The following is a 22,060-nucleotide window of genomic DNA, read 5'->3' on the forward strand; positions in this document are numbered from 1 at the left end:
GGCAAGAGCACTGGGGCGCATCAACGATGGACATTGCTGAGCACGGCATGCGTGATCTCCCTTCACGCGCGGTCGCGGTCGTCGGAATCGGCTGCCGGTTTCCGCAGGCAGACGGGCCGGGCGCGTTCTGGCGGCTGCTGCGCCGCGGTGGTGACGCGATCACCGATCGGCGTGCCGGCCGGGGTCCGGCGCGCGGCGGGTTCCTCGATCGGGTGGACGGGTTCGATCCCGGGTTCTTCGGTATCTCGCAGCGTGAGGCCGTCGTCATGGACCCGCAGCAGCGGCTGGCCCTCGAACTGGCCTGGGAAGCCCTTGAGGACGCCAGGACCCTGCCGGCCGTCCTCGAGAGCAGCCGGACGGGCGTGTTCCTCGGGGCGATCGCCGACGACTTCGCGACCCTGCTGCACGGCCTGGGTCCCGACGCGGTGACCGGGCACACGCTGACCGGGTTGCAGCGTGGTGTGATCGCCAACCGGATCTCCTACGCGCTGGGCCTGAACGGTCCGAGTCTGGTGGTGGACACCGGGCAGTCGTCGTCGCTGGCCGCCGTGCACCTGGCGTGCGCGAGCCTGCGGGTCGGTGAGTCCGACCTTGCGCTGGCCGGTGGGGTGAACCTGATCCTCGCGCCGGAGAGCACCCTGGCCCTGGAGCGGGCCGGGACGCTGTCGGCGGACGGGCGCTGCTTCACCTTCGACGCCCGCGCGAACGGTTACGTCCGGGGCGAGGGCGGCGGGGTCGTCGTCCTCAAGCTGCTGGAAGCCGCCGTCCGGGACGGCGACCGCATCCATGCCGTCATCCGGGGCAGTGCCCTGAACAACGACGGTGCGACCGAGACGCTGCCGACTCCGGGCCGTGCGTCGCAGGAGCGGGTGCTCCGCGCCGCCTGTGCCGACGCGGGCGTCGAGCCGGGCACGGTCCGCTACGTCGAGCTGCACGGGTCGGGGACGCGGGTCGGCGACCCGATCGAGGCCGCCGCACTCGGTGCGACGTTGGGCTCGGCCCGCACGAAGGACGCCCCGCTTCTGGTCGGGTCGGTGAAGACGAACATCGGTCACCTGGAGGGCGCGGCCGGGATCGCCGGGTTCATCAAGGCCGTCCTGTGCCTCGGCGCACGCGAACTCGTGCCCAGCCTGAACCACTCCGGGCCGGGTGAGCGGATCCCGCTCGATGCGCTGCAGCTGCGGGTGAACACCGAGACCCGGTCCTGGCCGTCGCCCGAGGAGCCGCTGATTGCCGGCGTCAGCTCGTTCGGGATCGGCGGCACCAACTGCCACGTCATCCTTTCGGACTGGCACGGCCTCTCGGACTGGCAAGGTGCGCGGCGAGGTGCCGCGCGGGCCGGTGGCGAAGGCGATGCCGGGGCGCTGCCCTGGGTCCTGTCCGGGCGGGACGCACCTGCGCTGCGCGACCAGGCCGCACGGCTGCGCGCTCATGTGGCGGCGCGGCCGGAACTCGGCGTGGCCTCGGTGGCCCGGTCGCTGGCCGTCACGCGCACCACGTTCGAACACCGCGCCGTCGTCGTCGCACACGGCCGGGACGGCTTCCTCGCCGAACTGGCGGCACGGTCGGCCGGGCAGCCGTCGGCGGCCGTGGTCGAGGGCCGTCACGAGGGGCCGCCGGTCCGGCCGGTCTTCGTCTTTCCCGGCCAGGGCTCGCAATGGGCAGGCATGGCGGCGGAGTTGCTCGAAACCGCCCCGGTCTTCGCCGATCGGATCGGCGCATGCGCCGACGCTCTGCGCCCGTACGTGAACTGGTCGCTGACCGATGTCCTGCGCGGTGTCCCCGGTGCGCCGCCGCTGGAGGGCGACGAGGTGATCCAGCCCGCGCTGTGGGCGGTGATGGTGTCGCTGGCCGCGCTGTGGCGCTCGGTCGGGGTGGAGCCCGCCGCCGTGGTGGCCCACTCGCAGGGCGAGATCGCCGCCGCCACGGCCATGGGCGCCCTCTCCCTCCAGGACGGCGCGCGGATCGTGGCCCTGCGCAGCCGGGTGCTGAACCGGATCGCGGGCCGCGGCGGGTTGCTGTCGGTGGCACTTCCGGCCGAACAGGTGCGGCGGGACCTCGTCGCGGTGGCGACCTCGCTGTCGATCGCGGCGGTCAACGGCCCCGCGCACACGGTGGTCGCGGGTCCGGGCGCCGCGCTCGACGCGCTGGCCGCCCACTACGGGCAGGAGGTGCGGACCCGCCGGGTTCCGATCGACTACGCCTCGCACAGCGCGGATGTCGAGGAACTACGGGAGGAACTGCTCACCGCCTTCGCCGGGATCGCCCCGCGCTCCATCGGCGTGCCGTTTCACTCGACCGTCACCGCCGAACCGATCGACACCGCCGAGCTGGACGCCGGGTACTGGTTCCGCAACCTGCGCGAGCCGGTCCGGTTCGGACCGGCCGTCGAGGGGCTGCTGCTCTCGGGCCACTCGACGTTCCTTGAGGTCAGCCCGCATCCGGTGCTGGCGATGGGGGTCCGGCAGGCGATCGACGCGTACGGCGGGGACGGCGCCGCGCTGAGCACGCTCCGGCGCGGACACGGGGACCGTCATCGGTTCCTCACGGCGGCGGCCGAGGCGTTCGTGCACGGCGTCGCGGTGGATTGGGCGGCGCTGCTGCCCGGTTCGGCACCTCTGACCGACCTGCCGACCTACCCGTTCCAGCGCCGCTCCTGCTGGCCGCCCGGGATGCCCGGGGCCACGGTCACCGAGCAGGCGCCTGACGCCACCCCGGCCCCGGCCCCGGCCGTGGACAGGCGATCGATGCTGGAGCTGGTGCAGAGCCTCACGGCGGTCGTGCTGGGCGCCGGTTCGGCCGGCGACGTCCGGCCCGGCCGGACGTTCCGGGAGATGGGTCTCGACTCGGCCATGACGCTCGAACTGCGCGAACGGCTGTCGGTCGCGACGGGGCTGAATCTGGCGAGCACCCTCCTGTACGACCATCCGGGCCCGGCCGCGCTGGCCGCCGCGATCGGTGAGCTGAAGGCCGGTGCGTCCACCGCTGATTGTCCGACGGTCGTGCGGGAGCGCGCCGACGACAGCGACCCGGTGGTCATCGTCGGCATGGCCTGCCGGTTCCCCGGCGGGGTGCGCTCGCCCGATGATCTGTGGAGCCTGGTCGACACCGGAACCGATGCCATCGGCGACTTTCCCGACGACCGCGGCTGGGACCTGGCGACGCTCCATCACCCGGACCCGGAACGGATCGGGACGTCCTACGTCCGCCGGGGCGGCTTCGTGCGGGACGTGACGGACTTCGACGCGGAGTTCTTCGGGATCAGCCCGCGGGAAGCCCTCGCCATGGACCCGCAGCAGCGGCTCCTGCTGGAAGTCGCGTGGGAGGCGCTGGAGCGCGCCGGGATCGACCCGGCGACGCTGGAGGGCAGCCGGACCGGCGTGTTCGCCGGGGCGATGCATTCCGGCTACGGGCCGAGCATGGAAGCGGCCGGGCACGGCGTCGCAGGACACCTGCTGACCGGCACCAGCGCGAGCGTGATCTCCGGGCGGATCTCCTACGTCCTCGGCCTGAACGGGCCCGCGCTGACCGTGGACACCGCGTGCTCGGCGTCGCTGGTCGCGTTGAACCAGGCGGTGCGGGCCGTGCGGGCCGGCGAGTGCTCGCTCGCCCTGGCCGGCGGGGTCACGGTCATGGCGACCCCCGGCATGTTCGTGGAGCTCTCCCGCCAGCGGGTGCTGGCCGCCGATGGCCGCTGCAAAGCCTTCTCCCTGCAGGCGGACGGCACCGGTTGGGGCGAGGGCGCGGGCATGCTCGTCGTCGAACGGCTCTCGGACGCCCGCCGCCACGGCCACCCCGTGCTGGCGGTCATCGCCGGCAGCGCCATCAACTCCGACGGCGCCTCCAACGGGCTGTCCGCGCCGAGCGGCGTCGCCCAGCAGCGCGTCATCGCGGACGCTCTGGCCGATGCCGGGCTCGCGCCGCAGCAGGTCGACGCCGTGGAGGCGCACGGGACGGGCACCGCCCTCGGCGACCCGATCGAGGCCAACGCCCTGCTGGCCGCCTACGGGCGTGACCGGGACCGGCCGCTGTGGCTGGGGTCCCTCAAATCCAACATCGGGCATGCGCAGGCGGCAGCGGGCGTCGGTGGTGTCATCAAGATGGTCCAGGCCATCCGGAACGCGACCCTGCCCGCCACGCTGCACGTCGACGAGCCGTCCCCGCACGTGGACTGGGCGGCCGGGTCGGTGGCCCTGCTCGACCGGGCCCGTCCCTGGCCGGACACCGGCGAGCCCCGGCGCGGCGGCGTTTCCTCGTTCGGGATCAGCGGCACCAACGCGCACGTGATCCTGGCGGAGCCGCCCGCCGAGGACGGACCCGCCGAAGAGCCGGTGCGGCCGCCCGTGGTGCCGGTCGTTCTGTCGGCCCGGACACCGGAAGCGCTGCGGGCGCAGGCCCGGACGCTGGCCGCCGGGCCGCTCGACCCGGTGTGCGCGGCGCCGGCCCTGACCGCCAGGACCTCCCTCGACGAGCGCGCCGTGGTGATCGCCCGTGACCGGCAGGAGGCCGACCGGGCCCTGGACGCGCTGGCCCGCGCCGAACAGGCCCCCGGCGTCGTCACCGGCCGCGCGGGCGAGCCCGGCCGGACCGTTCTGGTCTTCCCCGGACAGGGCGGCCAGTGGCGGGGCATGGCCTCGGCGCTGGCCGCCGAAAGCCCCGTGTTCGCTGCCCGGCTGGCCGAGTGCGAGCGCGCGCTCGCGCCGTACATCGACTGGTCGCTGGCCGACGTCCTGGACGGCGCGCCCCTGCTCGACCGGATCGACGTCGTGCAGCCCGCTCTGTGGGCCGTGATGGTGTCGCTGGCCGAGCTGTGGCGGTCGGCCGGGGTCGTTCCTGACGCCGTGATCGGCCACTCCCAGGGCGAGATCGCCGCCGCCGTCGTGGCCGGGGCGCTCTCCCTCGACGACGGCGCCCGCGCCATCGCGTTGCGCAGCCGCATGGCCCTTGACCTGATGGGCACGGGGGCGATGGCCGTGATCCCGCTGCCCGCGGAGCGGGTGCGGGAACGACTCGGCACGCTGAGCATCGCCGCGGTCAACGGACCGGCCACCACCGCCGTGGCCGGAGCCCCGGACGCGATCGCCGAGCTGGTCGACGCCTACCGGGCCGAGGGCATCAACGCCCGGGTGATCCCGGCTGCCTTCGCCTCGCACTGCCCGGCGGTCGAACCGATCCGCGAGAAGCTCCTGGCCGAGCTGGCGTGGCTGGCGCCGCGCACCGGCGAGATCGCCATGATGTCCTCGGTCACCGCCGACTGGCAGGAGGGCTGCGAGCTCGACGCGTCCTACTGGTACCGGAACCTGCGGCACACCGTGCGCTTCCAGGAGGCGGTCGAAGCACTCATCGCCTCCGGCCACACCACGTTCGTCGAGGTCGGCCCGCACCCGGTGCTGGTCGGCAGCATCGGCCAGATCCTCGAGGAGGCCGGGGCCGACGGGATCGTGACCGGCTCGCTGCGCCGCGACGACGGCGGCCTGCACCGGTTCCTCACCTCCGCCGCCGAGGCCCACGTCCAGGGCCTGCCCCTGGCGTGGGAACGGCTCACCGGAACGGCCGCCGGCCACGTCGACCTGCCCACCTATCCCTTCCAGCGACGTCGCTACTGGCTCACCGGCACGGCCGGGCCGTCCGGCACGGCCGACCTCGGCCAGGCCCCGGGCGACCACCCCCTGCTCGGCGCGGCCGTCGAACTCGGCGACGGCGAGACGGTGTTCACCGGGCGGCTCTCGACCCGCACCCAGCCTTGGCTGGCCGATCACGCCCTGTCGGGGACCGTCGTCGTACCGGGCACCGCGTTCCTGGAGATGGCACTGCACGCGGGCGCGAAGGCCGGCACGGTGGGGGCACCCCCGGCCGAAGGCTGGGGGAGGATCGAGGAACTGACGGTCTCCACCCTGATGGAACTCCCGGAGGACGGCGCCGTCGACGTGCGCGTCCGGGTGGCGGGCGAGGACGGCAACGGCCTGCGGACCTGCCGGATATCGGGCCGGGCGACCGACGGTGAGTGGATCGAGCACGCCACCGGCACCCTCGGCCCCGACACGGCCACGGCACCGGCCCCCATGGGCTGGCCGCCGGCCGACGCGACGCCGGTACCGCTGGCCCGCATGTACGAGGACCTCGGCCTGCAAGGGCACGAGTACGGGCCGGTGTTCCAGGGGCTGCGAGCCGCCTGGCGACGCGACGGCGAGCAGTTCTCCGAGGCCGTCCTGCCCGAGCCGGAGGCCGCGAACGCGGGGGCCTACCACCTGCACCCGGCTCTGCTCGACGCGTCCCTGCACGGCCTGATCGCCGACGCCCCGGGCCGCGCGGGGCAGCGCATGCAGCCGCTGCGCTGGCGCGGAGTGTCCCTGTTCGGTACGGGTGGCCAGGCGTCCCTGCGGGTGCACGCGGCGCCCGCCGTGGACGGCGGGCTCCCCCTGACCCTGCTCGACGCCTCGGGAGACCCGGCGGGGCTCGTCGAGTCGCTGGAACTGTGCCCGGTCGCCGCGGGCCGCCCGGCCGATCCCGCCGCCGTGGCGCGCGACTCCCTGTTCGCGCTGGACTGGGAACCGCTGCCCGAGCCGGCGGCCGGATCGCCGGCCGGACAGGTGCCCGTCCCGTGGGACGCCCTCAGCCTGGACGCGCTGCTCGCGGCGGCTGAGCCACCCGAGCACACCGTCGTGGCCTGCCCGGCCGGCGAGGACGGAACCGGTGCGGCGACGGCGGCCAGGCACGCGGCCCACCGGACGCGGGAGCTGCTCGGCCGGTGGCTTGCCGAGGACCGGCTCGCCGGGTCCCGGCTGGTGCTGGTGACCCGTGGTGCCGTGGCCGTCCGGCCCGGCGAGACCGTCCGGGACCTCGCGCAGGCGGCGATCTGGGGCCTGGTGCGGACAGCGCAGGTCGAGCACCCGGGCCGGTTCGTCCTGGTCGATCTCGCCCCTGACGCCACCGAGGTTCCGGCCGCGGCACTGGCGTCGGACGAGAACCAGGTGGCGGTCCGTGGCGGCGCCGACTGCACCGTCCTCGTGCCGAGGCTCGTGTCCGCGGTGGGTGACCCCGCGCTCCGGCTCCCCGACGACGCGCCGGCCTGGCGCCTCGACATCCCCGAACGCGGCACCCTCACCGCCCTGGAGGTCCGGCCCTGCCCCGAGGCCGCCGCCGAACCCGGCCCCGGCCGGGTCCGGATCGCGGTGCGCGCCGCCGGGCTCAACTTCCACGACGTCCTGGGCGCGCTCGACATGCACCCCGGCGACCCCGGGCCGCTCGGTCTGGAAGGCGCGGGTGTGGTCACCGCGACCGGGCCCGGTGTCACCGGACTGGCCATCGGCGACCGGGTGATGGGCCTGTTCCCCGCCGCGTTCGGCACGGTGGCCCACGCCGACCACCGCACCCTCGTCAAGGTCCCCGACGGCTGGTCGTTCACCCGGGCCGCCGCCGTACCGGTCGCCCACCTGACCGCCCTGCACGCTCTGCTCGAACTGGGAGGCGTGCGCGCGGGCGACTGCGTCCTGATCCATGCCGGGGCGGGCGGCGTCGGCATGGCCGCCGTCCAGCTGGCCCGGCACCTGGGCGCGGAGGTCTACGCGACCGCGAGTCCCGCCAAGTGGCCCGCACTGCGTGCCCTCGGCGTCGACGACGACCACCTCGCCTCGTCCCGCGAACCCGGATTCGGCGCACGCTTCGGCGCGGGTGGCCGGCGCATGGCGGTCGTCCTGAACTCGCTGACCGGCGAGCTCGTCGACGAGTCGCTGCGGCTGCTGCGTCCTGGCGGGCTCCTGGTCGAACTGGGCAGGACCGACCCGCGCGATCCGGCGGAGGTGGCCGCCGCGCATCCCGGTGCGCGCTACCGGGCGTGCAACCTCCTCCAGTTGCCGCCCGAGCACCTCGGCCGCCTCCTGAACCGAGCGGTCGAGCTGTTCGCCGAGGGCGCGTTCACCTGGCCCGCCGTCACCGACCTGGACGTCCGGCGCGCACCCGAAGCCTTCGGGCTGCTGCGCCGGGGCACCCACGTCGGCAAGGTCGTGCTCACCGTCCCGCCGGTCCTCGACCCGGACGGAACCGTCCTGATCACCGGCGGGACCGGCGCCGTCGGCCGGGCCCTCGCACGGCACCTGGTCGCCGCACACGGCGCACGACGGCTGCTGCTGGCCGGACGCCGCGGCGGTGACGCGCCCGGAGCGGCCGGGCTGGCATCCGACCTGAAGGGGCTCGGCGCCGAGGTGAGGTTCGCGGCCGTGGACGTCGCCGACCGGGACGCCGTCGCCGCGATGGTCGAAGCCGTCCCCGACCGGCACCCGTTGACCGCCGTGATCCACGCCGCGGGCGTGGTGGACGACGCGCCGGTCACCTCGCTGACTGCCGAACAGATCGACCGGGTGATGCGCGTCAAGGCCGACGGGGCCTGGCATCTGCACGAGCTGACCGCGGGTCACCCGCTCACCGCGTTCGTCCTGGTCTCCTCGGTCATGGGGACGCTCGGCGGCGCCGGGCAGGGCGGCTACACCGCCGCCAACGCGTTCCTCGACGCACTCGCCGTGCACCGCCGCGCGCAGGGGCTGCCCGCCCTCGCACTGGCCTGGGGTCTGTGGGACGACCCGGACGGCATGATCGGCGCCCTCACCGCCGCCGACCGCGCCCGCTTCGCCCGGGCCGGGCTCGTGGAGATGGCTCCCGAGCACGGCTTGGCCCTGCTGGAGGCGGCACTGCCGTCACCGCACGCCGTCCTGGCGCCCGTCCGGCTCGACCGCGAGGTCCTGCGCGACCTCGGAACGGACCTGCCGCCGGTCCTGCGCGGGGTGGTGGCGGCCGCCGGAGCGGGGCGGCCCGGCAACGTCCCCGCACACCTGCGACACCGGCCGCTGCGCGACGAGCTGCCCGGCCTGACCCCCGGTGAACGCGCCGGGATCCTGGCCGACCTGATCCGGACCCACATGGCCGCCGTTCTGGGCTCCCGGCCCGAGGCGATCCAGGACGACAGGCCGTTCGGCGAGCTCGGCTTCGACTCGCTCACCTCGGTCGAGTTCCGCAACCGCCTCAGCACGGCGACGGACCTCAAGCTCCCCCTCACCCTGCTGTTCGAGGCGCCGACGCTTTCCGAGCTCGTCGCCGTCCTGGACGCCGAACTCGTACCGCCCGAGGAGACACCGGCCGCCCCGGAGGACTCCTTCGGGGACATCGAAGCGGACGTGACGGCACTCGTCGAAGCCGCGACCGCCGAGGAACTCCTCGACTTCATCGACCGTGAGCTCTCCGGCTCCTGACCCGCCTACGGAGGACCGATCCGTCATGGGATCAGAATCAAACGAGAAGCTGCTCGGGTACCTCAAGCGCGTCACCCTCGACCTGCACCAGGCACGCGAGCGCCTGCGCGAGCTGGAGGAGGGTGACCGCGAGCCGATCGCGATCGTCGGTATGGCGTGCCGGTACCCGGGCGGGATCGACTCGCCGGCCGCCCTGTGGCGGCTGCTGGCCTCGGGCGGGGAGACCGTCGGCGCGTTCCCCCGGGACCGGGGCTGGGACGACGGCCTGCACGACCCCGGGAACGGCGGCCGAAGCCTGACGGGCTCCGGCGGCTTCCTCTACGACGCGGCGGACTTCGACGCGGGCTTCTTCGGCATCAGCCCGCGCGAGGCCCTGGCCATGGATCCGCAGCAACGGCTGCTGCTGGAGACCGCCTGGCGGGCCTTCGAGGACGCCGGGATCGACCCGGAGTCGGTGCGCGACACCGAGACCGGCGTGTTCACCGGGCTGTCCTGCAACGACTACGGGCTGGGGTCCGGCGACGTGCCCGAGGAGGCCGAGGGGTTCCTGACGACCGGGACGGCGGGCGGCGTCGCGTCCGGCCGGATCTCCTACACGCTCGGCCTGCGCGGCCCGGCGCTCACCGTGGAGACGGCCTGCTCGTCCTCGCTGGTCGCGCTGCACCTGGCCGTCCAGTCGCTGCGCCGCGGCGAGTGCACGATGGCGCTGGCGGGCGGCGCGACGATCATGGCCACACCGCAGCTGTTCACCGAGTTCACCCGCATGCAGGGCCTGTCGCCGGACGGCCGGTGCCGCCCGTTCTCGGCCGCCGCCGCGGGCAGCGGGTTGTCCGAGGGCGTGGGCGTGCTGCTGGTGGAACGGCTGTCGGACGCGAGGCGGCTCGGCCACCCCGTGCTGGCCGTGGTGCGCGGCAGCGCGGTGAACCAGGACGGCACCAGCAACGGCTTCACCGCACCGAGCGGCTCCGCGCAACAGCGGGTGATCCGGCAGGCGTTGAAGGACGCACGACTGTCACCCGGCGACGTCCAGGTGGTGGAGGCGAGCAGCACCGGCACCCCGCTCGGCGACCCGATCGAGGCGCGCGCCCTGCTGGCCGCCTACCGGAGTGAGCGGGACCAGCCGTTGCGGCTCGGCTCGCTGAAGCCCAACATCGGGCACTCCCAGGCGGCGGCGGGAGTCGCCGGGGTCATGAAGACGGTGCTGTCGATGCGGTACGGCAGGCTCCCCGCCACCCTGCACGTGGCGGAGCCCACCCCGCACGTCGACTGGCCGTCGGGCGCGGTCGAGCTCGTCGCCGAGGAGACCGCGTGGCCCGAGACGTCGGGGCCAAAACGCGCTGCGGTGTCCTCGCAGGGCATCAGCGGCACCAACGCGCACGTGATCATCGAAGAAGCTCCGGTCGTCCTCGAAGAGGCACCGGCCGGCGAGGAGCTCCGGCCCGCCGGGCAGGACGGGCCGCACCTGCTGACCCTGTCGGCCAAGACACCGGCCGCGCTCGCCGAACTCACCGCGCGCTACGCCGAGTTGCTCGCCGACGGCGCCGACGGCGACCAGCTCGCGTCGATCTGCCGGACCACGAGCCTCGGGCGGGCGCACTTCACGCACCGGCTCACGGCCGTCGCCTCCTCCTGTGCCGAGCTGCGGGACCTCCTCACCCGGACGCGCCAGGGCGAGGCGCCGCCGCCCGGCGTCCGGGTCGGCGCGCGGGCCCCGGAGACCGGTCAAGGCCCGGTGTTCCTCTTCACCGGCCGCCCGGACCCCCTCCACGCCGACGCGGCCGCCGAACTGGCCGAGGCCGAGCCGGCCTTCGGCCGCGCCTTGGACCGGTGCGCCGAGGCGTCCGGCGGCCGGCCGTCGCCGTTCGCCGTCGCGTACGCGCTCGCCGAGCTGTGGCGGTCGTGGGGCGTGGAGCCCGCCGCCGTCCTCGGCCACGGCACCGGTGAGCTGGTGGCCGCGTGCGTCACGGGCACGATGTCCCTGGAAGACGCGCTGCGGGCGGCGGTCCGGACCTCGGCGGACGCCGCCGAGCCGGAGCAATTCACCGACAACGTCGCCGCGTTGCTGCGCGACGGACACCGGACCTTCGTGGAGATCGGGCCCGCCTCGCCGCTCCTCGACCGGTTCCGGGCGACCGGGCACAGCGCGTTCCTGTCGTCGCTGCGCGAAGGGCCAGAGGGAGGGGACGCCCGGCGCACGCTGCTCGACAGCGTCGGCGCGCTCTACACGCGGGGCGTCCGGATCGACTGGACGCGGGTGCACGGCGAGCCCGCCGGGCCGCCCGCCTCGCTGCCCGGATACCCGTTCCAGCGCGAGCGCTACTGGCTCTGGACGGGAGGCCCCCACCGGGAACAGGCACCGGCACCCGGCGGGCCGCTGGTCGCGCAGGTACGGCTCGTCGGCGCCGACGGTACGCCCGTGGCGCTCGCCGACGGCGTACGCCTGGAAGCGGTGCCCGGCGCGCCCGAGCCCGCCGCGCCCGAAACGGAAGGGCCGGCCGCGCCCGGGACCGGGAACGCCGCCGAGCTGGTGGTCGGCATCGTCGGCCGGGCGCGCGGCGCCGCCGTCACCGGCGACGACCTGCACCTGCCGCTGCGGAGCCTGGGCATCGACTCGCTGATCGCGATGGACATCCGGCACACCCTCGCCCGGCGGCTCGGCGTCGACATTCCGCTGCCCGACCTGCTGAACGGCCGGAGCGTCGCCGAGATCGCGCGGACCGTCCAGGCGGCCCGCGGCAGCACGGACCGGACCGAGGAGCCCGGGAGCGCGCTGGTCGCCGACCCGGCGGCGCGCCACGAGCCGTTCCCGCTCACCGACCTCCAGCACGCTTATCTGGTCGGCCGCACCGACGCCTTCGAGCTCGGCAACGTATCCACCTCCTTCCTCGTCGAGGTCGACGTCGAGGAGACCGACCTCGACCGGCTCGCCGCCTCCTTCCGGCATCTCGTCAACCGGCACGACATGCTTCGCGCGGTCGTGTCCAGGGAGGGGCACCAGCGGGTGCTCGCCGAGGTCCCCGACTACCGGATCGCCACGGTCGACCTGCGGACGTGCGACGACGCCGAACGGGCCCGCCGCCTGGCGGAGATCCACGAGGAGATGCGGCACCAGACCTTCGACACCGAGGTCTGGCCGCTGTTCGACATCCGGGCGACCCTGCTCGACGCGCGCACGACCCGGCTGCACCTCAATGTCGACGCGCTGATCATGGACGGCCGGAGCGCCGGGCTGCTGTTCCAGGAATGGGCGGAGGTCTACCGCTCCGGGACGCCCACGAGGCCGGCCCCTGCCCTCACCTACCGCGACTACGTGCTCGCCGCCGCCGAGGCGGATGCCGCGCAGCGTGCGAAGTCGCTCGCCTACTGGCAGGCGCGCGTCGCCTCCCTCCCGTCCGCGCCCCGCCTGCCGCTGCGTCCGGACCCCTCCCCCAGTCTTCGGCCGGGGGTGCCCTCTTCCCGGCGGCCGGTGTTCACCCACCGCACGGGCCGGATCGAGCCGGCGGCATGGCAGCGCTTCAAGGACCGTGCCGCCGCGGCGGGCATCTCGCCCTCGGCCGCCCTGTGCACCGCGTACGCGCAGGTGCTGGGAGCCTGGAGCGCCTCGCCGCGCTTCACCCTCAACCTGCTGGCGTTCAACCGGCGGCCGCTGCACGAGGATGTCGGCAGGATCATCGGAAACCTCAGCGCGACCACCCTGCTGGAGGTGGACGCCGCCCCCGCCGAGGACTTCACCTCGGGCGCCAGGCGGCTGCAGAACCAGTTGCTGACGGACCTCGAACACGGGCACGTCAGCGGCGTCGAGGTGTTGCGCGAGCTCAACCGCGCCCGGGGCGGTACCGGTTTGGCGAGCATGCCCGTGGTGTTCACCAGCACGATCGGCTTCTCGGGGCAGGGCGACGGTGAGCGTGGCGCGCTCACGGCACTGACCACGCTCGGCGCCGCCGGCAGGCTGGCGTCCAGCTCGGTACGGACCCCGCAGGTGTGGCTCGACCACCAGGCTCTGGAGGAGGCCGGGGAACTGGTCCTCAACTGGGACGTGGTGGAGGAGATGTTCCCCGACGGCGTCGTGGACGGGATGTGGGACGCCTACCTGGACCTGGTGCGGGACCTGTGCGGCGAGGGGGCGTGGCGTCGCCCGCCGTCCGTACTCGCGCCGGTGGCCGACCTGGAGCTTCGGCAGACGGTCAACGCCACGGACGCCCCCGTCCCCTCCGCGCTGCTGCACGACGGGTTCCTCCGGCAGGCCGCGAGCCGGCCGGACGCGCCCGCCGTCATCACCGCCACGCGGACCCTCGACTACGGCGAGGTGGACCGCCGCTCCGACCGGATCGCCCGGTGGCTGATCGACCGCGGCGCGGGTCCGGGCGTGCTCGTCGGCATCGTGATGGACAAGAGCTGGGAGCAGGTTGTCGCGGCGCTGGGCATCCTCAAGGCCGGGGCTGCCTATGTGCCGGTGGATGCGGCCATGCCCGGCCGCCGGCTGCGGATGATCGTGGAGAGCGCCGGTATCGAGCTGGTGCTGACCCGGTCGGCGGTCGCGGACGGGCTCGACCTGCCGGACGGAATCCGCTCGCTGCACGTCGACACCGAGCCGGCGGAGACCGTTGCGAGCAGCCCCTTGCCGCCTTCCCCGGCCAGGCCCGACGATCTGGCCTACGTCATCTTCACCTCGGGTTCCACCGGGGTGCCGAAGGGCGTGATGATCGAGCACGCCAGCGCGGTCAACACGATCCAGGACGTCAACGACCGGTTCGACGTGACCGCGGGCGACCGCGTCCTGGCCCTGTCCGCGCTCAACTTCGACCTCTCCGTCTACGACGTGTTCGGCCTGCTCGCGGCCGGCGGAGCCCTGGTGCTGCCCGACGCGTCGGCGCAGCGTGAACCGGCCGCCTGGCTGGAACTGGTGAACCGGCACCGCGTGACGATCTGGAACAGCGTCCCCGCGCTGATGGACATGTTCGTCGCGCATGTGCGGGCCCTCGGCGGCCCGCCGTCGCTGCGCGTGGTGATGATGAGCGGCGACTGGATCCCCGTCACCCTCCCCGGAGCCATCGCCTCGACCCTGCCGAACGCGCGGGTCTGGAGCCTGGGCGGCGCGACCGAGGCGTCCATCTGGTCGATCCAGTACCCGATCACCCGCGTGGACCCGGAGTGGACGAGCATCCCGTACGGCAGGCCGATGCGGAACCAGCGTTTCCATGTGCTGGACGAGGCGTTGCGGCCGCGCCCGGCCTGGGTCCCCGGCGACCTGTACATCGCCGGTGCCGGCCTGGCCCGCGGCTACCTCGGCGACGAGGCGAAGACGCGTGCGGCGTTCCTGCGCCACCCGGTGACGGGAGAGCGGCTCTACCGGACCGGGGACCTCGGCCGTTACCTGCCGGACGGCACCATCGAGTTCCTGGGGCGCGCGGACTCCCAGGTGAAGATCCAGGGGCACCGGATCGAACTCGGCGAGGTCGAGGCGGCCCTGCTGCGCCGGCCGGACGTCCGCGCGGCGGCCGCGGTGGCCGAGGGCGAGCGGGGCGGCCCCAGACGGCTCGTCGGGTACGCCGTGTCGGGCGCCTCCGAGGACGAGCTGCGCGAGGCGCTCGGCCGGGAACTGCCCGGTTACATGGTGCCCGCCCGCATCGTCCTCCTGGACGAGCTGCCGCTGACCGACAACGGCAAGGTCAACCGCCGCCTCCTGCCGTCGCCCGAGGAGACGGCCCCGCGCTCCGGTGAGGCGGTCGCACCGCGCGATGCGGCCGAACGGCTCCTCGCCGAGATCTGGGCCGAGTTCTTCGAGCCCGCCTCCGAGTCGGTCGGCGTCACCGCGAACTTCTTCGACCTCGGCGGCGACTCGATGCTCGCGGTGCGGATGATGGCCCGGATCCGGCAGCGCACCGGCCGGTCGCTGCCGGTGGCCACCCTGCTCGCCCGGCCGACCGTCGCCTCGCTCGCCGAGGTGCTGCGCGACCGGCCCGGCGACGAAGGCCGGGCAGCCCTGGTCACGCTCCGGGACACCGGGACCCGGCCACCGTTGTTCCTCGTCCACCCGGTCGGTGGCGATGTGCTCTGCTACGCCGGGCTCGGCGCCCTCCTGGACGACGACCAACCGCTGCACGCCCTCCAGTACCCCGACCTCGAACCGGCGCCGCAGACCGTGGCCGACCTGGCCACGCACTACGCCGACGCGATCACCGAACGGTTCCCGGACGGCCCGTACCGGCTCGGCGGCTGGTCCATGGGCGGCGTGCTCGCCCTGGAGACCGCCCACCTGCTCGCCGGGCGGGGCAAGACGGTCGAACTCGTCGCGGCCGTGGACCTGCTCGAACCGCCCGGCCGCGCCGAACCCACCTCCGACGCGGCGCTGCTGGCCCGGTTCGCCCGCGACCTGGCCGGACTTGCGGGAGGCGACTGGAATCCCGAGCCGGCCGAGTTCGAGCCCACGGGAGACCGGTCCGCGATCGAGGAATTGCTGACGCGGGCCCGGCACGCCGCCGTCCTGCCGGAAGAGATCGACGCCGTCACCCTGGAACGGCTCGCGGGCCGGTTCCTGCGCCTCAGCCGCGCGCTGGCCGACCACGAGCCCGCCGCGTACCGGGGCAGGGTCCGGCTCCTGCAGGCCATGGACGGGGCCACCGCGCCGACCACCCGGCAGTGGCTGGACCTCCTCGGCGACCAGGCCGAGAGCGTCGACGTGCCCGGCGACCACTACAGCGTCATGTGCTCCCCGAACCTCCAGACCCTGGCAGCCGAGTTCGGCAAGGCCCTGGACGACCTGTGAGCCGACCCCGCCGTACCCGCCGAACCAAGAGAAGCAGCCGACCCAGGAGAACCGGATGACCGTCATGGAACTGCCGCACCGGGCCGAGGCGGGCCCCACCGCCGCCTCGGTCATGGACCGGGTACAGGCGTATGCCTCCGGCCTCCCGGCGTACGCGCCGGAGATCGAGCAGAAGGGCCGGATTCCCGGTGGCGTCCTCGACGGCCTGAAGGCCACCGGGCTGCTGCGCGCCGCCCTGCCACCCTCGTTGGGCGGCGTCGAGATGACCGTGCCGGAGATCACCCGGGCCGTCGATCTGCTGGCGGAGGGGGACGCCTCGGTCGCCTGGTGCGCGGCCGTCGCGCTGAACGCCGCGCTGGCCGTGGTCTCGCTGCCCGCGGAGGTGTTCACCGAGCTGTTCCCGGACCCGGACCTGATCACCGCGACGGTGCTGCCGCCGGCCGGGCGGGCCGTACGGCGGGACGGCGGCTACCTCCTGTCGGGCCGCTGGACCTACGGCAGCGGGATCGCCCACGCCGATCGGGTGATGGCCGGGTTCCAGACCCCGGACGGCCCCCCGAGGATCGCCGTCTTCGACGCCGCGCACGCGCGGGTGCTCGACACCTGGAACACCACCGGGCTGCGCGGCACCGGCTCCCACGACTTCGAGGTCGCCGAGCTGTTCGTCCCGGAACGGCACACCTTCGGTCTCGTGCCGTCCGGCACCCGGCAGGAGCCGCTCCACCTGCGCGCGGACAACCTCGCCCTCAAGATGGCGGGCGTGCCGCTGGGCATCGGCAGGTCCGCGCTGAACGCCGCCAGGGAGATCCTCGCCGCCAGGCGTTCCGCGCTGCCCTGGCCAGGCGCCCCGGCCGACCTCGCGCACGCCGAGTCGCTGATCGGCGCGGCGGATGCCTATGTGTACTCCACGTTGCAGGATGTCTGGGCCACACAGGCGGCGGGCCGGGCGCCCGAACGCGGCACGGCCGCGCTGGCCCGCCAATTCGCCCACCGGGCCTGCCGGGAGGCGGTCCAACTCCTGTACGACACCGTGGGATCGGCCTCGGTCTACACCGAGCGCACCCCGCTCGACCGGTGCCTGCGCGACCTCATCACCGCGAGCCGCCATGTCGCGTCCTCGGAGAAGATCCTCGACGGGGTCGGCGACCTCCGACTCGGTGGCGACCCTGCCTCTCCCCACCTCTGATACGAGCACGGCGCACACGGCGTTCAGGGCGCGTTCGAGCCGCGTAGCATCCGAACATGGGCAACCCGGCCCGGCTCAACGGCGAACCGACTTCGTTCCTGGAGACGACATGAGCAGCGCCCTTCTCGTGATGGACGTCCAACGGGACATCGTGGACATCGCCGACGACGGCTCCGGATACCTGCCCCGCCTGCGCAGGGCGATCGACGGAGCCCGGGCGGCGAACATCCCCGTCATCTACGTGGTCATCGCGTTACGCCCCGGCTTCCCCGAAGTCGGCACGCACAACAGGGCTCTCGCTGCGATCGCACGGGCCGGCCTCTTCGTCGAGGGCGCCCCGGGCACCGAGATCCACCCCGAGATCGCGCCCCGGCCGGGCGACGTGGTGGTCACCAAGAGGCGGGCGAGCGCGTTCTCGGGCAGCGACCTCGACGTGGTGCTGAGAGCACGCGGTATCGACAGCCTCGTGCTCACCGGCATCGCCACCAGCGCCGTGGTGCTGTCCACCCTGTGCCAGGCGAACGACCTGGACTTCGGCCTCAGCGTCCTCTCCGACGCCTGCCTGGACACCGACCCGGAGGTGCACCGGGTCCTCGTCGAGCGACTGTTCCCGCAGTGGGCGGATGTCGTCACCGTCGACGAGTGGGTCAAGACGATCGCACCTCAATAGCGGCGGACCAGGCTCAGCGATGCCGGCCACGCCTTGAGAGGCGTAGCCGGCATCGCTGAGCCGAGACAGGCAGACAGGCAGGCAGGTTCACTCCACGAAAAACCCGATGCCCGCCCGGCAACTCGTCACAGGATTTCGATGGCGGTGACCTTCGGCGGACGGTTCGGGAAGGTGATCTCGTGCCACCGCTCGATCTTCACCGAATCACCGTTGGCGTCGTAGTAGATCAAGTCGTTGTTCCCCGTGGAGATCTTGTCGATCCACCATCCCCCGAAGTCGGTCCGCCCGGCGTTCGCGTAGCAGTCCACGCTCTGATTTCCGCCACTGTGCGACCAGATCTTCAGGAAATTCTCACCGCCGCGGCACTCTACGTGGTCGATGGCAAAGGCGTTACCGGTCGGCACGGCCAGGGTCAACGCGGCGGCCGCCGCGAACGCCACGCCCACGGAACGGGCGGCCTTCTTCGTTTTCGAGATCACAAATGCTCCTCTTCGAGTGTCGAACCGAGAACTCACTTCGCCACCACCATGGGTGGCGTCGATGTGCTGCTCGGATGACCCGAGCGTGTGGGGTGGCCCGTCCCAGCCGCAACGAAGGTCGGGCAGTTCGGGATCCCGGAACACGGAAAGGGGCGTTGACCAGGGGAAACGTAAGCCGCCTGGAACACGGGAATGGGATACACCGGACACGAGGCAGCAAGAGGAAGAGCCAGGGGGCGCATATGCTGAGCCGGCTCCCCATGAGCGTCTCAAGTCCGTCAGGAAGGACCAATTGACCCCACATTCCCTCGCGTTCTACGTGGACGTGGTCACCTCCGGAACGGTACTCGGCGCCAAGCCAACGGACAGCCCCGATCGGGTCACCGCGATCCTGGGTTCCGATTTCGCCGAGAACTCCCTCAACGACCACATCATGTGGCGCGACTACGGAATGGCCGAGTTCTCCTGGGTACGGGAAGCGCCGGACAGCCCTTGGCAGGGGCACCACTTCACCCTGCAGGTGCATCGGCTCTCGCACTGGGGCGGCAGCATCGTCAACACGTCCGACGTCCGGATCACGAATAGCGACGGTTGGATCAGTGTGTCTGCGGACCTCGATTGGCTCGCCGAGTTCGAAGAAGCCGTGTTCAGCCAGATGGTGCCGTTTCCTCCGGGAGGTCCCAACGGCATCACAGCGGTCGCTGAAGTCCCGCCGGGATCGCTCCCTGCGGGACTTCGGCCGTCATGGGCTGCGACGCCGCCCACATCGGATCCACGTATTGTTCGACCAGCCCGAGAGGAGAGCACGCTGTGCTTGAATTACCGGAGGCGAAGAACATCAAGCTGGGAGGGCAGCGATTCCTGTGGAACGGGACTTCATAGCACAGGCGCAGGAATGGATTTCCCTGGAGAATGCCAAGATTCCAACTCTGGCAGCCATTTCGAAGGTAGAGTCTTCACCGGACCAGAACAGCCCGAGATCTGTTAGTTGGATTCTCGATGGCAGTGATTTCATGGCTCAAGTGGTGCTCTGGGACAGCGGTAGCTTCGAAGCAGACCTCGCCGAAGTGGCCACTGGAAGGGTTCAGACCAACAGTGGCCACCTGGGAGATGCTATTGAGCTCGAATCTCTCCTTGGGTCGGCCCGTGATTGGGCGCTGCGGGCCGACTAGACAATTCCATGAGGAGTTCGCCGGAGCCGCGGAGCTCGGTCGGGTACGTCCTGGCGGGGCTGGTCCGAGCCGAATACCTACACACGCACTACTCGCTGGCAGGCGCCACGTCGTTCCTCGCCACAGATGATGGGTCGCGGAAACGTCTTGGTGGACTTCGTGGACCGGGAGATGTCCTCAAGGCTCTCGTATCAGACGGTGAGCCTTTTCCTACTTCAAGTTGAGCTGGCCAGATGGAGAGTGAGGACGGCCTGGACGAGTCTCGTGATTCGGGTTGTCGAGCAGCGGAGCTTGCGTAGGAGTCGCCAGGACTTGAGGGTGGCGATGGCTTGCTCGACCAGTGCTCGGACTTTCGCGTGGGACCGGTTGACGGCTTGCTGACCGGCGGAGGGGCTGTCCCATCGGCCGCGGTAGGGAAGACGGACGGTGCCGCCTGCGCCCTGGTAGCCCTTGTCCGCCCATCAGTTGATGCCGGCCCGGGCGAGGGCGTCGATGACGCCGTGTTCACGTGCGGCCCGGACGTCATGGACAGCGCCGGCCAGGGCCGGTGAAGCCCAGAGCAGGCGTCCTTTGGGATCGGCTATGACCTGCACGTTCATGCCGTGCTTCCTGTGTTTGCCCGAACGGGTACACAAACATGCGAAGCCTCTGGTGGAGACGGTCCTCTTGGTCGAAAACCCACTTACCAGGGGTTTCACCTGTCTGTCACGCCAACTGTCCTACCCGCACAGCAGGTTGGGGAGAGACCACCTGCCCAGCCGCTCGTTGGCGGCACAGGGCCCTTCGAAGCCGCTTTCCCACCGGGCCCGTCCCGGGGACGACGAACATGCGGCCGCCTGCGGCTACCGCACGCCTCTTGCGGGCCCCGCCCCGTATTCTCGTTGGACCCTGGCACACGATCACGGGACCAGTCAGCTCTGGTCCGGTCCCGGGAACGGAGTGGACTGCAGGCGTTGCATCCACAGGGAGCTCAGGTACTGGCCGTTCTTCACGGCGTACTCGTGGAAGGTTCCGATTTCGGCGAAGCCGAACTTGCGGTGCAGGGCCACCGACACGTCGTTCGGCAGGGCGATGCCGGCGAGGGCGACATGCACCGGTTCGTCGGCCAGGAGGCCGAAGAGCGCACGGTAGAGGGCGGTTCCCAGCCCCTGTCCTCTGCTGTCCTCGCCGAGTCCGATGCTCACCTCGACCGTTTCCCGGAAAGCGTCCTGATCGCGGTAGCACTGGCTGCAGGCATAACCGAGAACCTGGTTGCCGCGCCGGGCGACGAGCATCCGGTACGGACCCGTCTCCGCGAACTGAGCGAACCAGTCCCGCCGCTCCTCCATGCGATGCGGTCTGGTGGCGAACCGGGCGTGCGAGGTCGCGGCCGTGTGATTCTGGATGGTGACGATCCCGGGCAGGTCATCCGTAATCGCAGGGACGAGTTCAACAGCGGTCTCGTAAATCTCGTGCAAGAGAGGCTCCTCACCTCACGGGGGATGTCATACCGGCACGCTATGGGCGCCGTCGGCCACACAGAACCCCATGATCCGAGGGGGCTGGCCATAGGCTGCACCTATGGCCCTGGAACTCGCGGACCTGCGCGTCTTCGTCACCGCCGCATCCGTCGGCTCGCTGTCCGCCGCAGCACGTGAGCTGCGCGTTGCGCAACCGTCCGTCAGCGAGCGGCTGCGCCGACTGGAACGGCTCGTCGGTCAGCCACTGCTCGACCGCTCCAGCCGAGGAGTGTCGCTGACGCCCGCGGGGGAACGGCTGCTGCCCCACGCGGAGCGGTGTCTGGATCTGGCGGCTCGGGCCCTGGACATTGCACGGGAGGACGACACCCAGGGCACCCTGCACGTGACCACCCACGCCAGCTACGCACCGCTGGCCGTCCCCTTCGTCATCGGTGCCCTGCAGCCGCTCAGATACGCCGTCGTGGTCGACGACCAGCACAGTCAGGACGCACTCCAGCGGGTGGCCGCGGGCGCGACCGACATCGCCATCACACTGCCGATGCCGCACGCTCACGAGGTACGGCTGCACACGTTCCGCAGTGAGCCGGTCATCGCGGTCTGTCACCCGGACCACCCGCTCACGGCGCGCCCCTGCGACACTGCAGGGCTGAGCGGCCACCCCCTCGCCGTGAACCTCTGGGGCAGCGGTGCGCAGCTCTTTCACGAACTGCTCCTGGACGCCCCCACCCGCGCGCATCAGCTCTACCGCATCAGTTCCGCCGAGACGGCAGCCGATCTCGCGCGCTCCGGGCAGGCCGTCGCCGTCCTCACCCGCGCCACGGTCGAACGCGACCTCGCCGCCCGCACCCTGGTCGAACTCGACGTGAGCGACATGCCCGAATGGCACGTCCACCTCATGGCAGCCCACCACCGCGAACGCGCCGCCGAGCCCGCCATCGCTGCCGTGATCAACGCCCTGGGCCACCTCAAGTCCCGACCCACCGCACCCACGGACACCACCACGCGGGAAACGCCCCGTCCCCACGCTGTCTCTTATACACATCTCCGAGCCCACGAGACTCCTGAGCATCTCGTATGCCGTCTTC

General features: G+C 72.4%; 8 protein-coding genes and 1 pseudogene. 6 read left to right on the top strand and 3 right to left on the bottom strand.

Annotation, left to right across the window (positions count from 1 at the left end):
• Positions 1-47: 47 nt before the first annotated feature.
• From OO62_RS21270 to OO62_RS21285, 4 genes are all read left to right on the top strand, one after another.
• Positions 48-9,242, top strand: a complete 9,195-nt coding sequence (locus OO62_RS21270; protein WP_063739038.1) for a type I polyketide synthase — start codon at positions 48-50, stop codon at positions 9,240-9,242.
• 25 nt (positions 9,243-9,267) lie between these two features.
• Positions 9,268-16,008, top strand: a complete 6,741-nt coding sequence (locus tag OO62_RS37085; protein WP_051733482.1) for a hybrid non-ribosomal peptide synthetase/type I polyketide synthase — start codon at positions 9,268-9,270, stop codon at positions 16,006-16,008.
• A gap of 55 nt (positions 16,009-16,063) precedes the next feature.
• Entirely contained in the window at positions 16,064-17,194 is a 1,131-nt protein-coding gene (locus OO62_RS21280; protein WP_033269093.1) for an acyl-CoA dehydrogenase family protein, read from the top strand.
• A 109-nt stretch (positions 17,195-17,303) separates the two neighbouring features.
• Complete coding sequence (locus OO62_RS21285; RefSeq protein ID WP_033269094.1) at positions 17,304-17,864, top strand: cysteine hydrolase family protein; 561 nt, start codon at positions 17,304-17,306, stop codon at positions 17,862-17,864.
• 125 nt (positions 17,865-17,989) lie between these two features.
• On the opposite strand, the gene OO62_RS21290 is transcribed toward OO62_RS21285, so the two are convergent.
• Positions 17,990-18,343 (bottom strand): beta/gamma crystallin domain-containing protein, encoded by a 354-nt coding sequence (locus OO62_RS21290; RefSeq protein ID WP_033269095.1) that lies wholly within the window; start codon positions 18,341-18,343, stop codon positions 17,990-17,992.
• A 319-nt stretch (positions 18,344-18,662) separates the two neighbouring features.
• Here OO62_RS21290 and OO62_RS41565 point away from each other — a divergent pair, with 319 nt between their 5' ends.
• A complete protein-coding gene (locus tag OO62_RS41565) occupies positions 18,663-19,331 on the top strand; it encodes a hypothetical protein (RefSeq protein ID WP_323135819.1) in 669 nt (222 codons plus the stop codon).
• Positions 19,332-19,730: 399 nt separating this feature from the next.
• Here the strand turns inward: OO62_RS41565 and OO62_RS36555 are convergent.
• A pseudogene (locus tag OO62_RS36555) lies at positions 19,731-20,138 on the bottom strand (transposase family protein); the annotation flags it as partial.
• A 288-nt stretch (positions 20,139-20,426) separates the two neighbouring features.
• On the bottom strand, positions 20,427-20,972 hold the full coding sequence (locus tag OO62_RS21300; RefSeq protein WP_051733483.1) for a GNAT family N-acetyltransferase: 546 nt from the start codon (positions 20,970-20,972) through the stop codon (positions 20,427-20,429).
• Positions 20,973-21,075: 103 nt separating this feature from the next.
• On the opposite strand from OO62_RS21300, the gene OO62_RS21305 reads away from it, so the two are divergent.
• Positions 21,076-22,060: LysR family transcriptional regulator (locus OO62_RS21305; protein ID WP_033269096.1), on the top strand; the 985-nt coding region annotated here is incomplete at its 3' end.

Source organism: Streptomyces lydicus (assembly GCF_000717345.1).
Taxonomy (GTDB): domain Bacteria; phylum Actinomycetota; class Actinomycetes; order Streptomycetales; family Streptomycetaceae; genus Streptomyces; species Streptomyces lydicus.